Raw genomic sequence first — 17,034 nt, forward strand, 5'->3', positions numbered from 1 at the left:
GGATTTCGCAGAATCGTCGGAGTCGGACGAATGACTGCGCAAGCGTGATCAGGCTTTGGGCAATGCGTCGAGGAACTCGCGGGTGCTCACGATACTGTGCGCGTAGGTCGGCCCGTTCAGCTCATGCGCTGCGTGCATCGATTCCCGCTTGAGAGCGCCCCCTTCGAAAAGGACGTTAAAGGGGTCGACGAACAGCAGTGCGGTCGACCTGGCCTCGTAGACGAAGCGGCTCATTGCATTTCTCCGGAAGGGGTTCACACCAAAACGCTGACTTGAAACGGCTCGCCTCTCATCCGGACATGCGTACGACTCGCGACGCCGGTACCGAGGTGAAGCCTCTCTGCTCCGGCATTGTATATATGAAAAACATAGCGTCAAGTTAGGCGTGAATCCCATACCATGCTTGCGGGTTTATTCGGAGATTCTTGTCGAGATGACGGGTTTGCATGCGAGGCAAAACCTTGTTACTATGAAAAACATAGTATGAAGTCTGAAGCAGAAAGCCCGGTGTTGTTCGTATTGTTCGTACGAAGCCACCCACCTGATCGCAGTGCCATACCCTGGAGAGCAACATGCAATACCTCGTGATGATTTCCCGTTCCGAAAACGCATCTTCCATGTCCCCTCATAAGGAAGAAGTCGAGGCGGAGGCTGAGTTTGTCCGCCGCCTTTACGCCTCCGGGATAGTCCGGCAGATATGGCTGCGGGCGGAAGGGGGAGCCTGCATGATTTCGGAAGCACAAGACGAAGACGGCCTGAAACAACTCCTCGGCGAACTCCCTTTGGTCAAGAGCGGCTATCTTGCGCCGCCACAGATCAGCCAATTGCGCTCGTATTCGGGATTTGGTCCGCGTGGTCTCTGAGCCACTCCAGCTCTCACGCCGGTACGGGCCGGCCAATCGGTTGAGACGGCGACTGTCACATCATGTCGTCAAGTTGACAATCATCCTGGAACAATCCAAATGACGCGCTGGAAACTTTTCGGCATACTAACCATAGTCGTTGCGCTATTCGCCATGGTTGCCTCTGCGTTGGCGCCGGACCGCGTGGAATCGCTGCAATACGCAATACGAGCAACGGCTCGCACTTCCTTTGTCCTGTTTCTGGCGGTGTTCCTTGCCACCTCGTTTGCGAGACTCGTTCCGTCGGCGCTAACCCGCGCCCTGGTCAGGGAGCGGCGCTATATCGGATTGTCGTTCGCCGCTTCGCAATATTTGCACGCGACAGCGCTCGTCATCTACATCAGGACAGCGCCCGAGTCTTTCTGGGTGGGGCGTACGCCCGCGACGAACATACCGGGTTCCATCGGCTATTTGATGATTGTGTTGCTGACGGCCACGTCGTTCGCAATGCCGGCGCGTCTCATCGGTCCGGCCAACTGGAAAAAGCTGCATCTCGCGGGCGTATGGATCCTCGCTGTCATTTTCGCGCTTTCTTTCCTCACTCGAGTCCATCAACATGCCGCTTATCTCGTTCCCGGCATGGTTATGGTTGTCGCTATGTTGGTACGCATGGCCGAGCGCTTCGAAGCGTGAGCTCAGAGATTCGCCACACATCGAGGACACCTCTCGCGCAAGCCATTCATGCTGGCGCAGCATTCAAAACTCGCAATCTGAGAAGGCGTATCAAGGAATCCCCATGGTCCGAGCGCGAACACTGTCAAGTGTGCAACTCGCAACGCTCCATCACCGCGTGCGCTATTTTGCCACTGCCTACGACTGGCGCAGTGCGAAGCGAGGTTGGATTCGTCATGGCGGTCCGTTACCTCTAGAGGAACGGACGGTTAAATCGTCGCAAGGACGCGCCGGCGAACGACTCCTGTTGGCCCGTTTGGCGACCAGATCACTTGCATCCGGTCGCTTTCACTGCGGTGCAATTCACCAATCAATCGCCGAATACGGATGCCAGATCACGCCGGGGATTCGACGCTATAACGCACCCATACACTGCCGCCCTCGAGCGTCTCGACCGATTTGAAGGCGAGCGATCGACCGTAACCGGGATTTCCCTCTTCGGGGCCTTCGAAGATGGTCTGGACACCTCGCACGCCGTCGATTCCCGGGCAGATCAACACACTCACTTCGTCGATCAGACCGGCTTTCAGAAAAGCCGCGTTGATAGCGGCGCCGCCTTCGAGAAGCAGTGTCTTGATACCCAGCGTTTCACCCAGTGCCTCGACACCGGTCTTCAGATCGTGTCCATCTTTACCCGCGAACACGTATGACACGCCGCTTTGTCGCAACTCGGCGAGATAGTCGTCCGATACGTGCTCGCCGAGCACCGCGGCGATCTGATCGTCACCCACGGTCGGGCGCGCGTAGTGAAGCTTGCCATCGGGGTCGAGGCCGATCGCGAAGGTCGGTTTGCGATCGGGATTGAGCCATGCTTTGCGCGCGCCGACATCGCTCGTTGCGATCGAAGCGCCGCGTTCGTCCTTCACGATTTCGGCCATCGTTACGCGGCCGACGAGCCAGCCGTCTCCACCGAGACCCGCGGCCACGTTTTCGTATTGCGTCACGAAATGACGCCGGTCGAAGCCGTGCGGCATCGAATAGCGGCTCGGATGCAGTTTGCCGTCGATCGAAGACATCATGTGGCAGATGATTCGGGGGCGCATGGTTGACTCCTGGCTTCTTTCGCAATGGTTTGCTGGGGGAATCAAACGGAATCGCTCAGGTTGCAATTCGCGTACCTGGGGGGTGCCCAGGCTTCATCATTCAGCCCGGCATGTCCGTGAATTGTGGTACGTCCAGGTGCTTTGTCCATTTGAAGCGGCGCTTTGTAAAGGTGGTGCCTCGGACAACGATCCGGCCGCATTGTCGCGCGACCTTACAAAATGAGGCGCGCGACCGTGCGATATCGCAAGACCCGGTGTCAATCGAACATTGGGTAGGGCAAGAGAAATCAGGCAGGTGCGCCGCGGCCTGGCCCGGCGCGCCTGAGCGCGGCACCCGTTAGAAGATAACGACAGCCCGCCCGACGAGCGTGCCTTCACGCAGTCGATCAAGCGTTTCGCTTATCTGCTCCAGACGAATCGGCGTGGTCTTGTGCTGGATCTTTCCTTTCGCGGCAAGGCTCATGACCTCGCTCAGGTCGACGTAATTTCCCCAGTTCGAACCGTAGAAGCTCTGCTCCCGATTGATGCGGGGAAACAGCGGGATATCGACACGATCGCCGGGCAATCCGACATCGACATGTCTCTCGACTCAGCGCTCGCCTTGCTGCTGCTTGAGGTACTTGTCGAGCGCGTCCATGGTTCCGCCCCAGCCTTGAGACATACTGGCGTGCGACGCGTCGAAGATGGCTTCCTCGGCTTCGCTGGCGTCCAGCGCGCGCCACTCGAGGTGCATCAACGTGCCACCCTCGACTTCGCTGAGCGTCGTCGTCGATAGCGTATAAAGCGGCCATTGCGCCGACATTGGATGTCGCGTCACGCCGCCTTCGGCATCACTAAACTGCACGACGACGACAATGCGCTCGGGGGGCGTCAATTCGCGGAACGTCCACTTGCCCCACATCGCGGGAGCGTCGGGCACGCCGCGCGGCTTCATCGCGTAGTGGAAAACGCCACCGACTCGCGCATCTACTGTGCAGTGGGACATTTCCATCCCGGGTGGGCTCATCCACGTACTCAAATGCTCAGCTTCAGTCAGCGCGGCGTATACCAGTTCGCGCGGCGCAGCGAAGCGGCGCTCGATGACGAAGGGGGCTGAAAGTTTGTCAGTCATGGCGGCGAGTCTTCCTGGTTCGAGTTGGGGTAACGTTGGACGTGGTTTTCGGCGCAGGCTTTCCGTGGGAGTCCCCGGCAGGCTTCTGTTGCAGTTGTTGCAGGTAGCTGTCGAGCTGGTCGAGGCGCTGCTCCCATAGGGCGCGATACTGCAGTGCCCAGTCGGCGGCCTGCTTGAGCGGCGCAGGCGCAATGCGACACGGGCGAAACTGGCGATCTCGCCCCTGAGTGATGAGGCCGGCTCTTGCGAGAACGCGCAGGTGCTTGCTGATGGCCGGCGCACTCATATCGAAAGGGCCGGCCAGATCGCCGACCGTGGCTTCGCCTTGCGCCAGCCTGGCGAGGATGGCGCGTCGCGTTGGGTCAGCCAGCGCGGCAAACGTGGCGCTGAGGTGGTCCGCTTCCAATTATTTTTCCAATTGGTTAATTAGCTGATAGGTTAATCATGGTGCAAAGCAAATCCGCTTGTCAAGCTATCTGTGCAGGGTCGGTCCAGTCCGGAAGACTCCTGGCGGTTGCACAGCCGACACTGGGGTGGCCCGGCAGAGTCCCGACCAACGTCGGCCAGTCGCCAGCGGTGACACTGACAGCCTACATCTCCGGACACTTCAAACGGACCCAGTCGAGTCGTCGTCTGAGCGCGGCACAAACGCAACATCGAGTTGATAGCGCCCACGGCTGGCCGCGCGCTGTACCGGCGATCAGCGCGCATCGCGGCGCAATTCACGCACGCCTCGTCCGAGGCGTTTGCGAAGCAGGGTACGGAGCGTCACGCCGTCGGCGTAGCCAACCTCGGCGGCGATCGCCTCGATATCCAGGTGAGTCGTCCTAATCAGATGAAGTGCGCGCTCGACGCGCAAATCCTGGAAGTACGCCAGAGGCGATTTGCCAAGCACCGACTCGATACGACGCTGCAGGGTTCGCTTGCTCGTCGCGAGAGCGTCGGCCGCCGATTCGAGCGAAAAGCCTTCTGCGAGCCGCGAACGGGCCCAGCGCTCAAATCGCTCGACAAGTGGATCCGCGCGCGCCAGATGCTCCGGGATCATGTACGGCGCCTGCGACGGCCGCCTGTCTACCAGCATATAACGTGCAACAAGAGTGGAAAGCTCGGGGCTCGACTGACGTATCAGCCACAGTGCGAGGTCGAGATGCCCCATTGCGGCTCCCGCTGTGACGAACTCGCCCGAGGGAACCAGCATTCTCGATTCGTCGAGACGTACGTCCGGATAGCGCTGGCGGAACAGGGGACTCAGCCACCACGACGTCGTGGCATCGTGGTCCTGCAGCAGTTGCGATTCCGCCAGCACGAACGTGCCGATGCATGACGCCGCAATGCGCGAGCCAGCGGCATGCCAGCCACGCAATCGGGCCATGGCGTCGATGACGTCGCGCTGCCCGAGAGACAACACCAACTGCTCGGGCTTCTTCGTGCTCAGCCCGGGCACGATGACCCAGTCGGACCCGTCGGCGGCGCTCGTCGGCTGAACGGACATCCGCATCCCGAGCGCCGTGCGCACCTCACGCTTCACTCCCACCACACAAAGATCGAAAGGCTGCACATGCGGATCTTGCTGCGCCGCCAACTCATTCGCAGTGTTGAAGGCATTCAGTACTGCAGTCAGGCCGGTGTCGAACACGTTATCGAGGGCCAGGACGCTCAGCTTCATGGCGTAAACGCTATCAAAGTTGACATTTATCGCAATAGTACAGCGGCGGCGCGGCACATACATTACTCACCAACGAAACCCGTTTGGCGAGGTTCGAACTGCTGCCGGAACGGCTCCTCCTGCCCGGCGCCAACGGCATCCTCGAAGACGCAACGCACGCACAAGGAATCGATATGAATTGCCTGTCCCGACATATCCTCGACACCCCCATCTGGTCGGCCTTGACGACCCGGCACGGGCATCTGCGGCAAGGCGGTTCGTTTGCGCGTCGCTATCATCCGGAAATCGCGCCGTTCGCGGCCGTCGTGTCGGACACTGCGACGGCCTGGCATGAGCTTCACGGGCTTCTGCAGCCCGGCGAACAGGCGAGATTGATGACACTCAATCCCGTAGAACCGGTCCAGGGACTGCAAGCCGACCAGGTCGGCATGCTCCATCAAATGGTGGCAGTGAGTCGTGTGGCTGCCAGCACGGACAGCACTGACAGCAAGCATGACCCGGCGGTGCTCCGCCTGAGTCACCTCGACGCCGAGGACATGCTCGACCTCGCAACAATGACCAAACCGGGTCCTTTCTCCAGGCGTACGCACGAGACGGGCAACTACATCGGAATCCGCGAACGAGGACAGCTCATCGCAATGGCAGGTGAGCGCATGCACATCGATGGTTACGTCGAAATAAGCGCGGTTTGCGTGCACGACGAGCATCGCGGCAAGGGCTTTGCAGGGCGGCTTGTGAATGTCCTGCGCCGGGATATCGAGGCACGCGGGTGTACGGCGTTCCTGCATGTCCGCAGTGACAATCGAACTGCAATCGGGTTGTATGAACGCCTTGGATTTGAGTTGAGGCAGGCCTTTCACCTGATCAGGATCAGGCTCAATTCGGAGTGAGATTAAGGCACGCGGGGCCGATGTTCGCGACATGTCCGCCTCTCACGCCCACATCGAGAAAAATCACGCCGGCGATCAGCCCTGCAATCGTGAGTACGCATCAGCGTGCGGTGTGGTGATTCGCCCCGGACCTGATCTCGTCGTCGACCAGCCGTTTTTCGCCAGGGCGTGGGTGCCGCCGTTCGTTGGGGAACCCCTGACGGACGGCCGCGTCGATGAGATCGTCTTTGCGCTCGATGGATAACTCCGCGGCCGAACTTCGTCGCCTTGTCACACGCCTTCGACAAGAACGGCGCGATAGCGCGCGCCCTTGAACCGGTGCTGCGCGACTTCCTGGTACGCCGGGCTGTCGTACCACGCATGGGCGGCCGCAGTCGATGGAAACTCTACGATCACGACACCCTCTGGCGCTTCGCCCTCAAGAACCTGTTGAGGTCCGTAGGCAGCGAGAATCTTGACCGGATGACCTTTGAAGGTCTCGCCCACCTTGCTTTGGTAGATGTCGAGCTCACTCTGATCCTGCGTGCTTTCCTTCGTGAAGACAATAAAAGTCGCCATCGTGTCGCTCCTCGGGTTGTGTGAAGGTCCGCACGATGATGCCATGAAACCGCATCGGGCATCGATACGCAGTGTCGGCGCGGATGTCGACCCACGATGAAAACCCGACTGCTGAAACTGACTGGTCGGGAGACTCACCGGCGCGTTGGACTCGGCACGTGCGACTACCGACGCTATGCTGCGCCGTTTCTCAAGCGCCGAGCGTGAAGCGTCGAGCTAGTTCTCAACCTTTTCCGATTCAACCACCATGTCCAGCACGTATGCAATGGCGGGTCCGTCGGCGGGCGGGTTCTTGATGGTATAGCGCTTGACGCGCAATACATCGCGCATGCCAGGCGTGTGGGTATAGCCCTCGATATCCTGATGCAGCGGTTGCCATGCACCGGGTGTTCCGGTTGGCAAACCGTGCTCGTCGAAGTGGCGCTCACGCACCAGCAGGCATTGCTTGTCCGGAATGAGCGGATGATGGCACTGCACCGCTTGCGCGGCCACTTCGAGGAAGGTCGTTTCACCGGGGCCGCCGAAGCGCGTCTGGGCAGTGGGCACACCCGTAAATGCCAGCGTGTCGCCGCTATCGGTGACCAGTTGCATGCGGGGGGTATCGCTACGGGCCAGCAGGCTCACGCCGAGGCTGCCACGCAGGCGCTGGGCAATAGCGTCGTCGAGTGCGGCGCGAGCGGCGTCAGGGCAAGCCATCATGGTGCTCACCATCTGGCCAATCTGCAGCCGTCCTTTCTTGACGCTGTAACTGGCTCCCATATTGTTGCAGCTATTGACTACGTTTAACCGGTCGCTGCTGAAGTCCAGTTGCACTGGCTTTTCTGCACTGACAAACAACGCATCAATGCGCATGCCTTTGCTGTCAAATGCGTCGCTGAGTTGCCAGTGATACTGACTGAGGATCCCAGGTTCGATCGCCGGTAGCGCGCTCGCTGCGGCAGTAGTCGACGCGCTCGTCGAAGGCGCCGGGCTGCTCGCGTCGGGTATTTGCGAGCATGCGGCAAGGGCGAGCAGCAGAAAGAGCACGTTGCGCTTCACGGCGGTACCTCAGCTGGTTCGGTGGATGTTTCAGGCAGCTTGTCGCGTGAAATGAGCCGCGACATAGTCCAATCGCAAATGGGGAGACCGGGGGAACTAGTGAATGATACAACCCCGGGGCGTTGCGCCCCGTTGATAAAGTCACTGTGAGGCGAGGGCGTCTTCTAGCGCGGCGGCGCCATCGGCATGGTGCACCGGGCCGGGCATGGCTCGCCACGCCCGGACTAACCCGGCGACGATTCGTGCATTACGGCGCGTTTCGTGACTATTGCCGCCGGCGCGAACCTCGGCCCGATCAACTCAACGACGCCAGCAAGATCGACAGCTTGCGGATATGCGCCCTGAACGCTTCGGTCATCTCGCGGTTATGGCCGTCACTCAGATGCGGCGCCTCGGCCAGCTCGACCTGGCCGTGGAACTCCTCGGACACTTTGCGCCGTTCGTCGGGCGGAAGTATGCGGATGAGGGACACCATCAGGAGTTCCTGCGCGTGGATGATACCGAGCACGGATTGTTCGTTCATGTCGACCTCCGTCTGAACGCGGCGATGCCAGCGGCTGAACAGCAGGACAAAGCGGGCAGGTGACGGCAGCACCAGGCCGGTGCTGTCTTCGATCCGCCTTTTCGCTCGTCCATACTAGCGCAACGATCGGGTCATCTGCACGCCGGCTGACCCTACGAGCCGCGAATCGAGCAAGGGCGTTTCCATCCCCAGTTTTGCCTGGTTGAACAATCTCAGTGAGCAATCGCTCTGACATTCAGCCAGCGCGCTTCCATTCCATTTTCTGCACGATGATGCCGGGTTGATTGGCTAGCGCTTCTCGTTCGGGCAACAACTGGAAACCATGTCGGCGATAGAGACCTACCGCGCGGGTGTTGTCTGGCGAGACTCTCAACACGACTCTCCGCTGTCCGCGTTCGATCGCGCGCGCCTGGATTGCATTGACCAGGCGACCTGCAACTCCCAGGCCTCGGTACTGCGAGTGAACCCACATGGCAATCAGGTTGTATTCGCGCGAGCGGCTCATAGCGTCGCCGATAAGACCGACTGCTTGCCCTCGCACCATGGCTACCAGATATTGCGGCTGCGTCTGACCTGAAGCACATTCGCGCCATTGCTGCTCGCTAAACGCAGCCGCGGTGGCGTAACTCAGGCCGAACGCCGTTGGGCTGTCGAGCAGCGCAGCAAGGAAAACCGTCTTCAAGATTTGCCAGTCGTCTTCCGAGGTCGGGCGAATAAGAGCAGGGCTCGACGCTGTGTCCATCAGGATTCCCGGGAGTTGAAGCTTATCATTTCGGATATCTAAAGGTACTCTTTCCTGACATCGAGGGTGCGTTGCGTACGCGTCACGCGGCTCGCCGAGCGCCGCATTCGTATAGAAGCCGTCGGTGAGCCACGCCGGATTCTCCGACACGACCACGACGCCGCCGAAGCTGCCGTCCGGGCGGTCGATGCGCCGCGTGGCCTGGATCGACGTCTGACGCGAAATCCGGCCGATGACCGGATGGCTGAGAAAGAGCCCGACATCCGCGCGCTCGCGATGCACCCGAAAATGCTCACGGTCGCTCAAGTCAACCTCGCCGGAAAACGGAATGGTCGATACGATCACGCGTCCTTCTGCGTCCACGATCGTCACCTGCAACGCGGTGTCGGCCGTCACCAGTCCGTAGGCCTGGTATTTCCTGATGTCGAACGTCGTGGGCGAACTCTCGTACCCGAACTTGATGAGCAGCGCAATCTCGTCGACGTCGTGGATCGTTTTAAGCGTGTGCGTTTTCAGCGCGCTCGCCTCTGTTCGCGCCGCGACGCGCGCATCGTTGAGCGCGGCGTCTTTTTCGACCCGCAGTCTCTCGAGGATCGTGATCCACAACACGGCAAGGATCAACACCGTCAGCATAGGCAACAGGATGAGCGCCCGTTGCGGCGCAATGCCTTTGTCGGAGCCAGTCGGCCAGATTCGTCTGAGAATTGTCTGCAGTTTGCGCACGTCCGGCCCCGTTTCTTGCGCGAGCCGTACTGGCTGCTGGCTGACGCTTTCGTGCGTCGACATGATCCTGAAAGAAGAAGGGGCCTTGCCCTTCGTTTTGCTGCACCGTTATAACGGCAGGCTCGCCCGGAAGTTGATGGCCATTTGTGAAACAGCACGGACGTGCTGGGTCGGGCGCACGGTGGAGGTGACGTTCAGGGAGCAATTTCGGAGGAGAAAAGGGCGCGTCATGCGGGTGGGAGGATTTTCTGAAAACGTTGTAGGCATACGTTATTCAGGGGAATGCATTTAGCGACGTTGGCACGCCGCGCTGGCTTCGTCTCCCTCGAAGTCCCCGCATTGTCGTATCAGGGTCTCCCGTTGATTGTCGCGAGGTAGCGGGCGATCTCTTCGATGTTCTCCGGCGGAAGCGGGGCGCCGTAGACTGCACGCATCTTGGTCACCTCGGCTTTCCACTCGTCAAAGGTCAGCGGGGGCTGGCGCGTTACCATCCCTGCAGAGTGACATATCAGGCAATGCGCATTCGCGAGGTCCGAACCGGGTCCTGGCGGGAAGGGGTTTCCGGTGGGCAGCGTGACCTCCACGGTATCCCTCGCAACTCTGCCTGCTGATTGGGCGAGAACCGCGCTCGATGCGACGATGCTCGCCACCGCCATGGCGGCCCAGACTGTCCACGCTCTCATGACGACTCCTCAAGCCGCAACGACGGTCATGGATTCGACAACATTGCGCATATAGCCGCCCGGGTTCCAGTTTGGTTTGTCGGGCTGCTGAGCGCCGTTGTCGTTGACAGCTTTTACTTTCAATACGAATTGGCCCGCGTGCCGTGGAACGAACGGTGCTTCCCAGCGCCGGAAGCTATATTTGCCGAAGTTTTGACCGAGCTTCGCTGGCGTCCACGACATCCCGTCGTCTGCCGAGAAAAGCACCTCCCGCACACCGGTGTCGCCTCCAAACGCAATGCCGCGTATGGTCTGCGGCCTGGCGATATCCACCACCGACCCGTCGCTCACGTTCGTGATGAACGACCGCGGGACCATTCGATTGACAGGGACCGTCGCAACTCCGGTCTGCCCAGGCAATACGTCCGCGTGAGGCGTGTCCGGAATCTGATACGCCTTGGCCATCCAGAAGTTGGTGTCCGGCGTGTCGATGACCTCGATGTCGTTGAGCATCTTCACCCAGTAAGTCGAATACCAACCGGGCACGACCAATCGCAAGGGGTACCCGTTCAGGAACGGCAACGGCTTGCCGTTCATCGCGAATGCCACGATCACTTCGCCGTCGCGCGCGTGATCGATATTCAGTGTCTTGATGAAATCGGGCGTTGCGGGAATCGCGCCGGCGTCGGCGCCGTTGAAGCGCACCTGGACTGCGCCGCCGCTCACGCCCGCGCGATCCAGAATGTCCTTGAGGCGCACCCCGGTCCAGCGTGCATTGCCCATCGCACCGTTGCCCCATTGCCCGCCCGCAACGCGCGGCGTAAAGAAGCCGCGCGAATTCCCTGCGCACTGGTTGACGGCGGCGAGTTCGACCCGCTCGAAGTCTTTGGACAGATCCGCAAGTCCGATAACGACTTCGCGGCGCACCGCTCCGTGAACCCTGATCCGAAAGTTGCGTGCGTCGATGCTCGTTGGAATGCCTGCGAGGTGCCAACGAACAAAAAACTGATCATTGGGCGTGAACACGCCCTGATCGAACACGGAGAACGGTGTCTCGAGCAACGGCGGACGGCTGCGAAGGAGCAGCATTTCACGTTTCTGGGGAAACGCCGTGGTCAGTTCCCGCAGCCCGTTCTCAAAGGGGAAAGTAATCGCATTCGCCGCGCTTGCGAGCTTTGGCAGTCCCAGTGTCAGGAAGGCGGCGCTAGCCGTCACGATGGAACGCAACGCGTGACGGCGCCCGATATCGTTTCCGTCGTTCATCGCTCTTCCTCCCAATCCGGGACAAGATCGCACGTTCGCCGAGGTTTTTAAACGTCCCGGACGTAACGCGCCTGCGAGAACCATATCTTGAGCGCCCGGAAAGATCGGTGCGTTTGCTCACATTCGGAGACACTTGCCATCGCCGCAGAATCAATAGCCAGACGCACGCACAGATAATCTCGCGAAATCACAATGGCCGTTCACAGTGCGGACCGATCGCTCGCTGATGAGCAGTCTCATGTACTAGATCAACAGCTCCAACGTCTCGAACAAGGCGAGGTCTTCTTTTTTCGCCGAGCGCGCATGTCGGCGTATGACCTGCAGCAGGCAGTCGATGAAGGCGGCAGCCGCGCGGCTCAACGTGCTGTTGCGCCGTGTGACGATGCCCAGTTGTCGGGGCTCGAACGCTTCACGCAATGCGAGCGGCCGCAGGCGGCCGCCGAACGGCGGCACATGGCTCAGGATCGTCGGGCTCCACGTGCACATGTCTGCCTGCTCGACCATGGTCTGCAACGTCGCTACCGACTGCGCGCGGACAATACGGCGCTCGTCTATCTGCGCGCCATGGCGCGTGAAAAGATAGTCGATGAGATCCCGCTGACCGTCCGGTGCGAAATTGAGCACCCAGTCCTCGTCCAGCAATTCGTGGATGGAGCGCGCCCGCGCCTTGCGATGGCCTTCGCGCACCATCACCGTCGACTCGTAGGCCAGCAGCGGCTCGCATGCGAACTCCTGCGCGCTCGCGCCGGGCTGTAACTGGCCGACGGCAAAGTCCATGCTGCCTTCGCGCAGCAGCGGCTGCGCGACTGCCATCAGTCCCTCGATCAGTTCCAGGCGGATCTCGGGCATGCGCTTGCGAAAGCGTTGCACGGCTTCGGCAAGAAAGGTCAGCGTAATCCACGGCGTGACGCCCACCATGAGGCTGCCTTCCATGCGTCCCCTCAAGCGCTCCAGATCGCTGTGCGCGTGTTCGAGCTGGTTGAGCACGAGGCGCGCGTGCGTGAGGAGCACCTTGCCATGCTCGGTGAACGTGATGCCTTCGGGCGCGCGGATCAGCAGCGGAAGACGCTCGCTCGCCTCCAGTTCGCGCAGGGCGCGCGTGACGGCGGCCTGGGAAAGCCCGAGCGCGCGGGCCGCGCCGCGGATGCTGCCGGCGTCCGCGCTGGCGACGAGCGCTTCCAGTTGATGCAGTTTCATTTGCGCAGAGACGCCCGACTGGCGCAGGGTGACAACAGAAGGTTGTCATCATAACAAAACGCTGGCTGTTCCCAGCAATTTGCGCTGCATACGATTCGCTCCACGATGTACACAAGGGTGAAGGAGGCGAATTGGGCAGACAGTGGGTGTTGCCGGAAGTGGCGGCGATAGAAGCCGAAATGATCGCGTTGCGCCATGAACTGCACGCGCAGCCCGAACTGGGCTTCGAAGAGCACGCGACGAGCGCGCTCGTCGCCGCGAAGCTCGAGGCGTGGGGCTATCGTGTGTCGCGCGGCGTGGGCGGCACGGGCGTGGTCGGGACGATGGAGCGCGGGCGTGGGGCTAACCTCGGGCTGCGCGCCGACATGGACGCGCTTCCGATTCACGAGGCGACGGGCCTTCCCTATGCCAGCCGCAACGACGGTGTCATGCACGCGTGCGGCCACGACGGCCACACCGCGATGCTGCTGGCGGCCGCTCGATGTCTTGCGCAAAAACCGCAATGGCGTGGCACGCTGCACCTGATTTTTCAACCGGCCGAAGAGGGCCTGGGCGGCGCGCTCAGGATGATCGAAGACGGCCTGTTCGAGCGTTTTCCCTGCGACGCCGTGTTCGCGATGCACAACGTGCCGGGCTTCCCGGCGGGAATGATCGGGTTTCATGGCGGTGCGTTCATGGCCTCCGCCGATGAGGTGACGATTCGCGTGATCGGCCGCGGCGGCCACGCGGCCGCGCCTCAGCAGACGATCGACCCGGTCGTGGTCGGTGCGTCGATCGTCATGGCGCTGCAAAGCGTGGTGGCGCGCAACGTGGCGCCGCATGAGCAGGCCGTGGTCAGCGTCGGCGCGCTGCACGCGGGTAGCGCCTCGAACGTCATCGCGCCTCATGCCGAGCTGCACCTGAGCGTGCGCGCACTTTCGGCGCAGGTGCGCACGCTGCTGGAGCGGCGCATAACCGAAGTTGCCGAAGGGCAGGCCGCAAGCTATGGCGCACGCGTGGAGATCGACTACCGCCATTGCTACCCGGTGCTCGTCAACCACGAGGACGAGACCGAACTGGCCCGTCGCGTCGCGCTCGAGTGGGGCGGTGCGCAGATGCTGATTGACGGGCTGCGTCCGCTTATGGCGAGCGAGGACTTCGCATACATGCTGGAGCGTTGCCCGGGCAGCTACCTCTCGATCGGCAATGGGGACGGCACGCAGCATTGCTCGCTGCACAATCCCGGCTACGACTTCAACGACGCGAGCCTCGCGATTGGCGCGAGCTACTGGATCAAGCTCGCGGAGCAGATTCTGCAGTAACCCCCGAAACAACTGAAACGACAGCAAGGAGACAGGCAAATGAAGAAATGGACGATGGCGCTTTCACTGGCGCTCGCGGCAGCTGCAACGGCTGGCTCCGTACACGCGGCGGATCTCAAGGGGCGGCAAATCAGGCTGGCGGTCGACCCCACCTATCCGCCACTCGAATACAAGACGCCGGACGGCACGCTCACGGGCTTCGGCGTCGATATCGCCAATGCGTTGTGCGCGCAACTGAATGCGCATTGCGTATGGGTGGAAACCAGCTTCGACGGCATGATTCCCGGCCTGATCGCGCGCAAGTTCGACGTCATTTCGTCGTCGATGACCATCACGCCCAAGCGCATGGAGCAGATCGCTTTCACCAACAAGATCTCGAATGCGCCTGCGCGGCTCGTCGTGCGGCGCGGCTCGCCGCTGCTGCCCGATGCGGCCTCCCTCAAGGGTAAGCGCGTGGGTGTCGAGCAGGGCACGAGTCAGGAGGACTACGCACGCGCGAAATGGCAAGCCGCCGGCGTGGAGATCGTCGCCTACCAGAACCAGGATCAGGTATACGCGGACCTGACGTCGGGCCGCCTCGATGCGGCGTTTCAGGCCTCCATTGCGGCGAGCGACGGCTTTCTGAAGCGACCCGAGGGCAAGGACTTCACCTTCGCCGGAAACGCCATCGACGATCCGAAGTTCTTCGGTCAGGGCGACGGCCTCGGTCTGCGCAAGCAGGACACTGCGTTGCGTGACGCGTTCAACGCTGCGCTCGCCGAGATTCTCGCGAATGGCACCTACGCGCGCATCAACAAGAAGTATTTCGACTTCGACATTTACGGCGCGAAATAACGCAGACCAGACCGAGTAGCCGGCGTGGTGGGCGCAAGGCATGCGGCCCGCCACAGCGAAGGGAAAAGGGGCACGCCTTCGTTGACATCTTTAGCATGCCTTATAAAAAACGGAAACCTGATGAAGAGGAAGATCTTTTGCGTCATGGCGCTGTGCGGTGCGGCGGCGCCTGCGTTCGCGCAAAGCAGCGTAACCCTTTACGGTGTAATCGACGAGGGTATTGACTACACGAACAACGTGGGCGGCCACGCCGTGTACGAAATGACGAGCGGCTATGCGCAGGGCAGCCGTTGGGGACTCAAGGGCACCGAAGACCTGGGCGGAGGAAACAGCGCGATCTTTCAGATCGAAAGCGGCTTCAACGCGAGTAACGGAGCGCTTGCACAAGGCGGCCGCGCTTTCGGGCGGCAGGCGTTCGCCGGCCTCGCCAATGAGCGTTACGGCACGCTGACGCTCGGGCGCCAATACGATGCCGTGGTCGATTATCTTGCACAGACCACGGCGAACGGCGGCTGGGGCGGCTACCTGCTTTCGCACCCGCTCGACAACGACAATACCGACAATACCTTCCGGCTCAACAACACGATCAAGTACGCGAGCCCGACGTACGGCGGCTTCTCGTTTGGCGGCACGTACAGCTTCAGCAACGATACGAACTTCGCGAACAACCGGGCGGTGAGCGTGGGCGCGCAATACACGGTGGGCGGATGGCTCATCGCCGCCGCGTACCTGAACGCCAGCAACCCTGCGCTGACCTCGGGCGGCGCGATTGCGGGCGCGAGCAGCACGAACGGCGCGGACGGCAATTTCGCTTCGTCGCGGTTGCAGATATTCGGTGCGGGTGTGAACTACACGGCTGGATCGGCAACGGTCGGCTTCGCGTACACCAATACGTACATCGGCCAGCCCGTGGCCAACGTTGGGTATCTCACCGGCGACGAGACGATCCAGCCGGTGACCGGACCGCTCGCCGGCGGCCACGTGACGTCGCTCAGGTACCAGAATTTCGAGGTCAACGGCAAGTACCAGTTCACGCCGGCCTTCTTCGTCGGAGCGGACTATGCTTACACGATCATGCACTACGATGCGACGACCGGTAGCGTGCAGCCTTCGATCCACTCGGTGGGCCTGATGGCCGACTACAACCTCTCGAAGCGCACGGACGTCTATCTGCAAGGCGCCTTCCAGCTGGTTGCGGGTGACAGGACCGGCTCGTCGCTCGACCAGGCATACGTACCCGGTGCGCAGGATCTTTCCTCGACTTCGCGCCAGCTCGTCGTGCGTGCTGCCATCCGGCACAGCTTCTGAGTTCAGACCACGCCTTGTGCTCCGTTCCAACGGAGCACAGGTCGAACTGTGTCGCTACCTGCGATGTTGAATCAGTTGTCGTCGCTTCTGGACGGGAGATGCTCGTGAGGCTCGGGCTCCGCCGCGTCGGCGTCAGGAAGGTCGTCTGGGCCCGGATTTTTCAGGCCCTTTGGATCGGGCTGGCGCGTCTTGTGGACGGACGTTTGCGCGGGGTTGAGGGGGGTGCCGGTCGGCTCCCTGGATGGATTCGACGTCATGATGGGCTCCAGCGCTGATGAATACAGCTCCCTCTCATGATAGTCCGCCTGGCCGCCTTGGGCAGATGTGCCGATTCCGATCGGGCTGCCTGGCTGCACCGCTAACACGCGGACATCGCTAAACATCCAACGGCAAGTAGTCACGCTGGTCCATCGAAGGCTCGCCGCCATCGCCTCGAGCCGACCAGTAGAGTCGAATGATGTTTGAGTGCGCGCTTGCCCCAAAAAAAGGGGCCACGAAGCGTTTGCCGCAGTGGAGACGCTTGACCTTCCAATGATGGTAACCCCTAAGCTGAGAGTATCTTTCATCAGGCGTTCACCCCGCAGATTGCCCGGTCGTGAGT

General features: G+C 61.2%; 21 protein-coding genes. 7 read left to right on the forward strand and 14 right to left on the reverse strand.

The window, feature by feature from the left end:
* Positions 1-48: 48 nt before the first annotated feature.
* Entirely contained in the window at positions 49-234 is a 186-nt protein-coding gene (locus AB4Y35_RS04285) for a hypothetical protein (RefSeq protein WP_368703446.1), read from the reverse strand.
* Positions 235-572: 338 nt separating this feature from the next.
* Here AB4Y35_RS04285 and AB4Y35_RS04290 point away from each other — a divergent pair, with 338 nt between their 5' ends.
* Together AB4Y35_RS04290 and AB4Y35_RS04295 are read left to right on the forward strand one after the other, a co-directional pair.
* Positions 573-863, forward strand: a complete 291-nt coding sequence (locus AB4Y35_RS04290) for a muconolactone Delta-isomerase family protein (protein WP_368703447.1) — start codon at positions 573-575, stop codon at positions 861-863.
* Between the two features lie 99 nt (positions 864-962).
* Positions 963-1,535, forward strand: coding sequence for a hypothetical protein (locus AB4Y35_RS04295; protein ID WP_368703448.1), 573 nt, complete (start codon positions 963-965; stop codon positions 1,533-1,535).
* Positions 1,536-1,909: 374 nt separating this feature from the next.
* Here the strand turns inward: AB4Y35_RS04295 and AB4Y35_RS04300 are convergent, their stop codons facing one another.
* From AB4Y35_RS04300 to AB4Y35_RS04320, 5 genes are all read right to left on the reverse strand, one after another.
* On the reverse strand, positions 1,910-2,617 hold the full coding sequence (locus AB4Y35_RS04300; protein ID WP_368703449.1) for a RibD family protein: 708 nt from the start codon (positions 2,615-2,617) through the stop codon (positions 1,910-1,912).
* 337 nt (positions 2,618-2,954) lie between these two features.
* The gene (locus tag AB4Y35_RS04305) at positions 2,955-3,182 is read right to left on the reverse strand and encodes a hypothetical protein (RefSeq protein ID WP_368703450.1); all 228 of its coding nucleotides are present in this window, start codon (positions 3,180-3,182) and stop codon (positions 2,955-2,957) included.
* A 24-nt stretch (positions 3,183-3,206) separates the two neighbouring features.
* Positions 3,207-3,728, reverse strand: a complete 522-nt coding sequence (locus tag AB4Y35_RS04310; protein ID WP_368703451.1) for an SRPBCC domain-containing protein — start codon at positions 3,726-3,728, stop codon at positions 3,207-3,209.
* The gene (locus tag AB4Y35_RS04315) at positions 3,721-4,134 is read right to left on the reverse strand and encodes an ArsR/SmtB family transcription factor (protein WP_368703452.1); all 414 of its coding nucleotides are present in this window, start codon (positions 4,132-4,134) and stop codon (positions 3,721-3,723) included. Before AB4Y35_RS04315 ends, AB4Y35_RS04310 begins: the two co-directional genes overlap by 8 nt.
* A gap of 294 nt (positions 4,135-4,428) precedes the next feature.
* Positions 4,429-5,394, reverse strand: coding sequence for a GlxA family transcriptional regulator (locus AB4Y35_RS04320; RefSeq protein ID WP_368703453.1), 966 nt, complete (start codon positions 5,392-5,394; stop codon positions 4,429-4,431).
* 83 nt (positions 5,395-5,477) lie between these two features.
* Between AB4Y35_RS04320 and AB4Y35_RS04325 the strand changes: the two genes are divergently transcribed.
* Together AB4Y35_RS04325 and AB4Y35_RS04330 are read left to right on the forward strand one after the other, a co-directional pair.
* Positions 5,478-6,284, forward strand: a complete 807-nt coding sequence (locus tag AB4Y35_RS04325; RefSeq protein ID WP_368703454.1) for a GNAT family N-acetyltransferase — start codon at positions 5,478-5,480, stop codon at positions 6,282-6,284.
* A gap of 31 nt (positions 6,285-6,315) precedes the next feature.
* A complete protein-coding gene (locus AB4Y35_RS04330; protein WP_368703455.1) occupies positions 6,316-6,528 on the forward strand; it encodes a hypothetical protein in 213 nt (70 codons plus the stop codon).
* Positions 6,529-6,554: 26 nt separating this feature from the next.
* On the opposite strand, the gene AB4Y35_RS04335 is transcribed toward AB4Y35_RS04330, so the two are convergent.
* The 7 genes from AB4Y35_RS04335 to AB4Y35_RS04365 all read right to left on the reverse strand — a co-directional run bounded on the left by AB4Y35_RS04335 (position 6,555) and on the right by AB4Y35_RS04365 (position 12,990).
* Positions 6,555-6,842: a DUF1330 domain-containing protein gene (locus AB4Y35_RS04335; protein WP_368703456.1), complete on the reverse strand. Its 288-nt coding sequence runs from the start codon at positions 6,840-6,842 to the stop codon at positions 6,555-6,557.
* Between the two features lie 216 nt (positions 6,843-7,058).
* Positions 7,059-7,880, reverse strand: coding sequence for a DUF4377 domain-containing protein (locus AB4Y35_RS04340; RefSeq protein ID WP_368703457.1), 822 nt, complete (start codon positions 7,878-7,880; stop codon positions 7,059-7,061).
* Positions 7,881-8,175: 295 nt separating this feature from the next.
* Complete coding sequence (locus AB4Y35_RS04345) at positions 8,176-8,403, reverse strand: hypothetical protein (RefSeq protein WP_368701183.1); 228 nt, start codon at positions 8,401-8,403, stop codon at positions 8,176-8,178.
* A gap of 235 nt (positions 8,404-8,638) precedes the next feature.
* A complete protein-coding gene (locus AB4Y35_RS04350; RefSeq protein WP_368703458.1) occupies positions 8,639-9,931 on the reverse strand; it encodes a GNAT family N-acetyltransferase in 1,293 nt (430 codons plus the stop codon).
* A 284-nt stretch (positions 9,932-10,215) separates the two neighbouring features.
* The gene (locus tag AB4Y35_RS04355; protein WP_368703459.1) at positions 10,216-10,551 is read right to left on the reverse strand and encodes a cytochrome c; all 336 of its coding nucleotides are present in this window, start codon (positions 10,549-10,551) and stop codon (positions 10,216-10,218) included.
* Positions 10,552-10,560: 9 nt separating this feature from the next.
* Positions 10,561-11,793 (reverse strand): molybdopterin-dependent oxidoreductase, encoded by a 1,233-nt coding sequence (locus AB4Y35_RS04360; RefSeq protein ID WP_368703460.1) that lies wholly within the window; start codon positions 11,791-11,793, stop codon positions 10,561-10,563.
* Positions 11,794-12,036: 243 nt separating this feature from the next.
* Positions 12,037-12,990: a LysR substrate-binding domain-containing protein gene (locus tag AB4Y35_RS04365; protein ID WP_368688324.1), complete on the reverse strand. Its 954-nt coding sequence runs from the start codon at positions 12,988-12,990 to the stop codon at positions 12,037-12,039.
* Positions 12,991-13,169: 179 nt separating this feature from the next.
* Between AB4Y35_RS04365 and AB4Y35_RS04370 the strand changes: the two genes are divergently transcribed.
* The 3 genes from AB4Y35_RS04370 to AB4Y35_RS04380 all read left to right on the forward strand — a co-directional run bounded on the left by AB4Y35_RS04370 (position 13,170) and on the right by AB4Y35_RS04380 (position 16,433).
* The gene (locus AB4Y35_RS04370; RefSeq protein ID WP_368703848.1) at positions 13,170-14,291 is read left to right on the forward strand and encodes a M20 aminoacylase family protein; all 1,122 of its coding nucleotides are present in this window, start codon (positions 13,170-13,172) and stop codon (positions 14,289-14,291) included.
* Positions 14,292-14,330: 39 nt separating this feature from the next.
* Positions 14,331-15,125, forward strand: coding sequence for an ABC transporter substrate-binding protein (locus tag AB4Y35_RS04375; RefSeq protein WP_368703461.1), 795 nt, complete (start codon positions 14,331-14,333; stop codon positions 15,123-15,125).
* Between the two features lie 120 nt (positions 15,126-15,245).
* Complete coding sequence (locus AB4Y35_RS04380) at positions 15,246-16,433, forward strand: porin (RefSeq protein ID WP_368703462.1); 1,188 nt, start codon at positions 15,246-15,248, stop codon at positions 16,431-16,433.
* A gap of 71 nt (positions 16,434-16,504) precedes the next feature.
* On the opposite strand, the gene AB4Y35_RS04385 is transcribed toward AB4Y35_RS04380, so the two are convergent.
* On the reverse strand, positions 16,505-16,690 hold the full coding sequence (locus AB4Y35_RS04385; RefSeq protein WP_368703463.1) for a hypothetical protein: 186 nt from the start codon (positions 16,688-16,690) through the stop codon (positions 16,505-16,507).
* Between the last annotated feature and the right edge of the window lie 344 nt (positions 16,691-17,034).

The organism is Paraburkholderia sp. EG286A (assembly GCF_040965375.1).
In the GTDB taxonomy this organism is placed as follows: Bacteria; Pseudomonadota; Gammaproteobacteria; order Burkholderiales; family Burkholderiaceae; genus Paraburkholderia.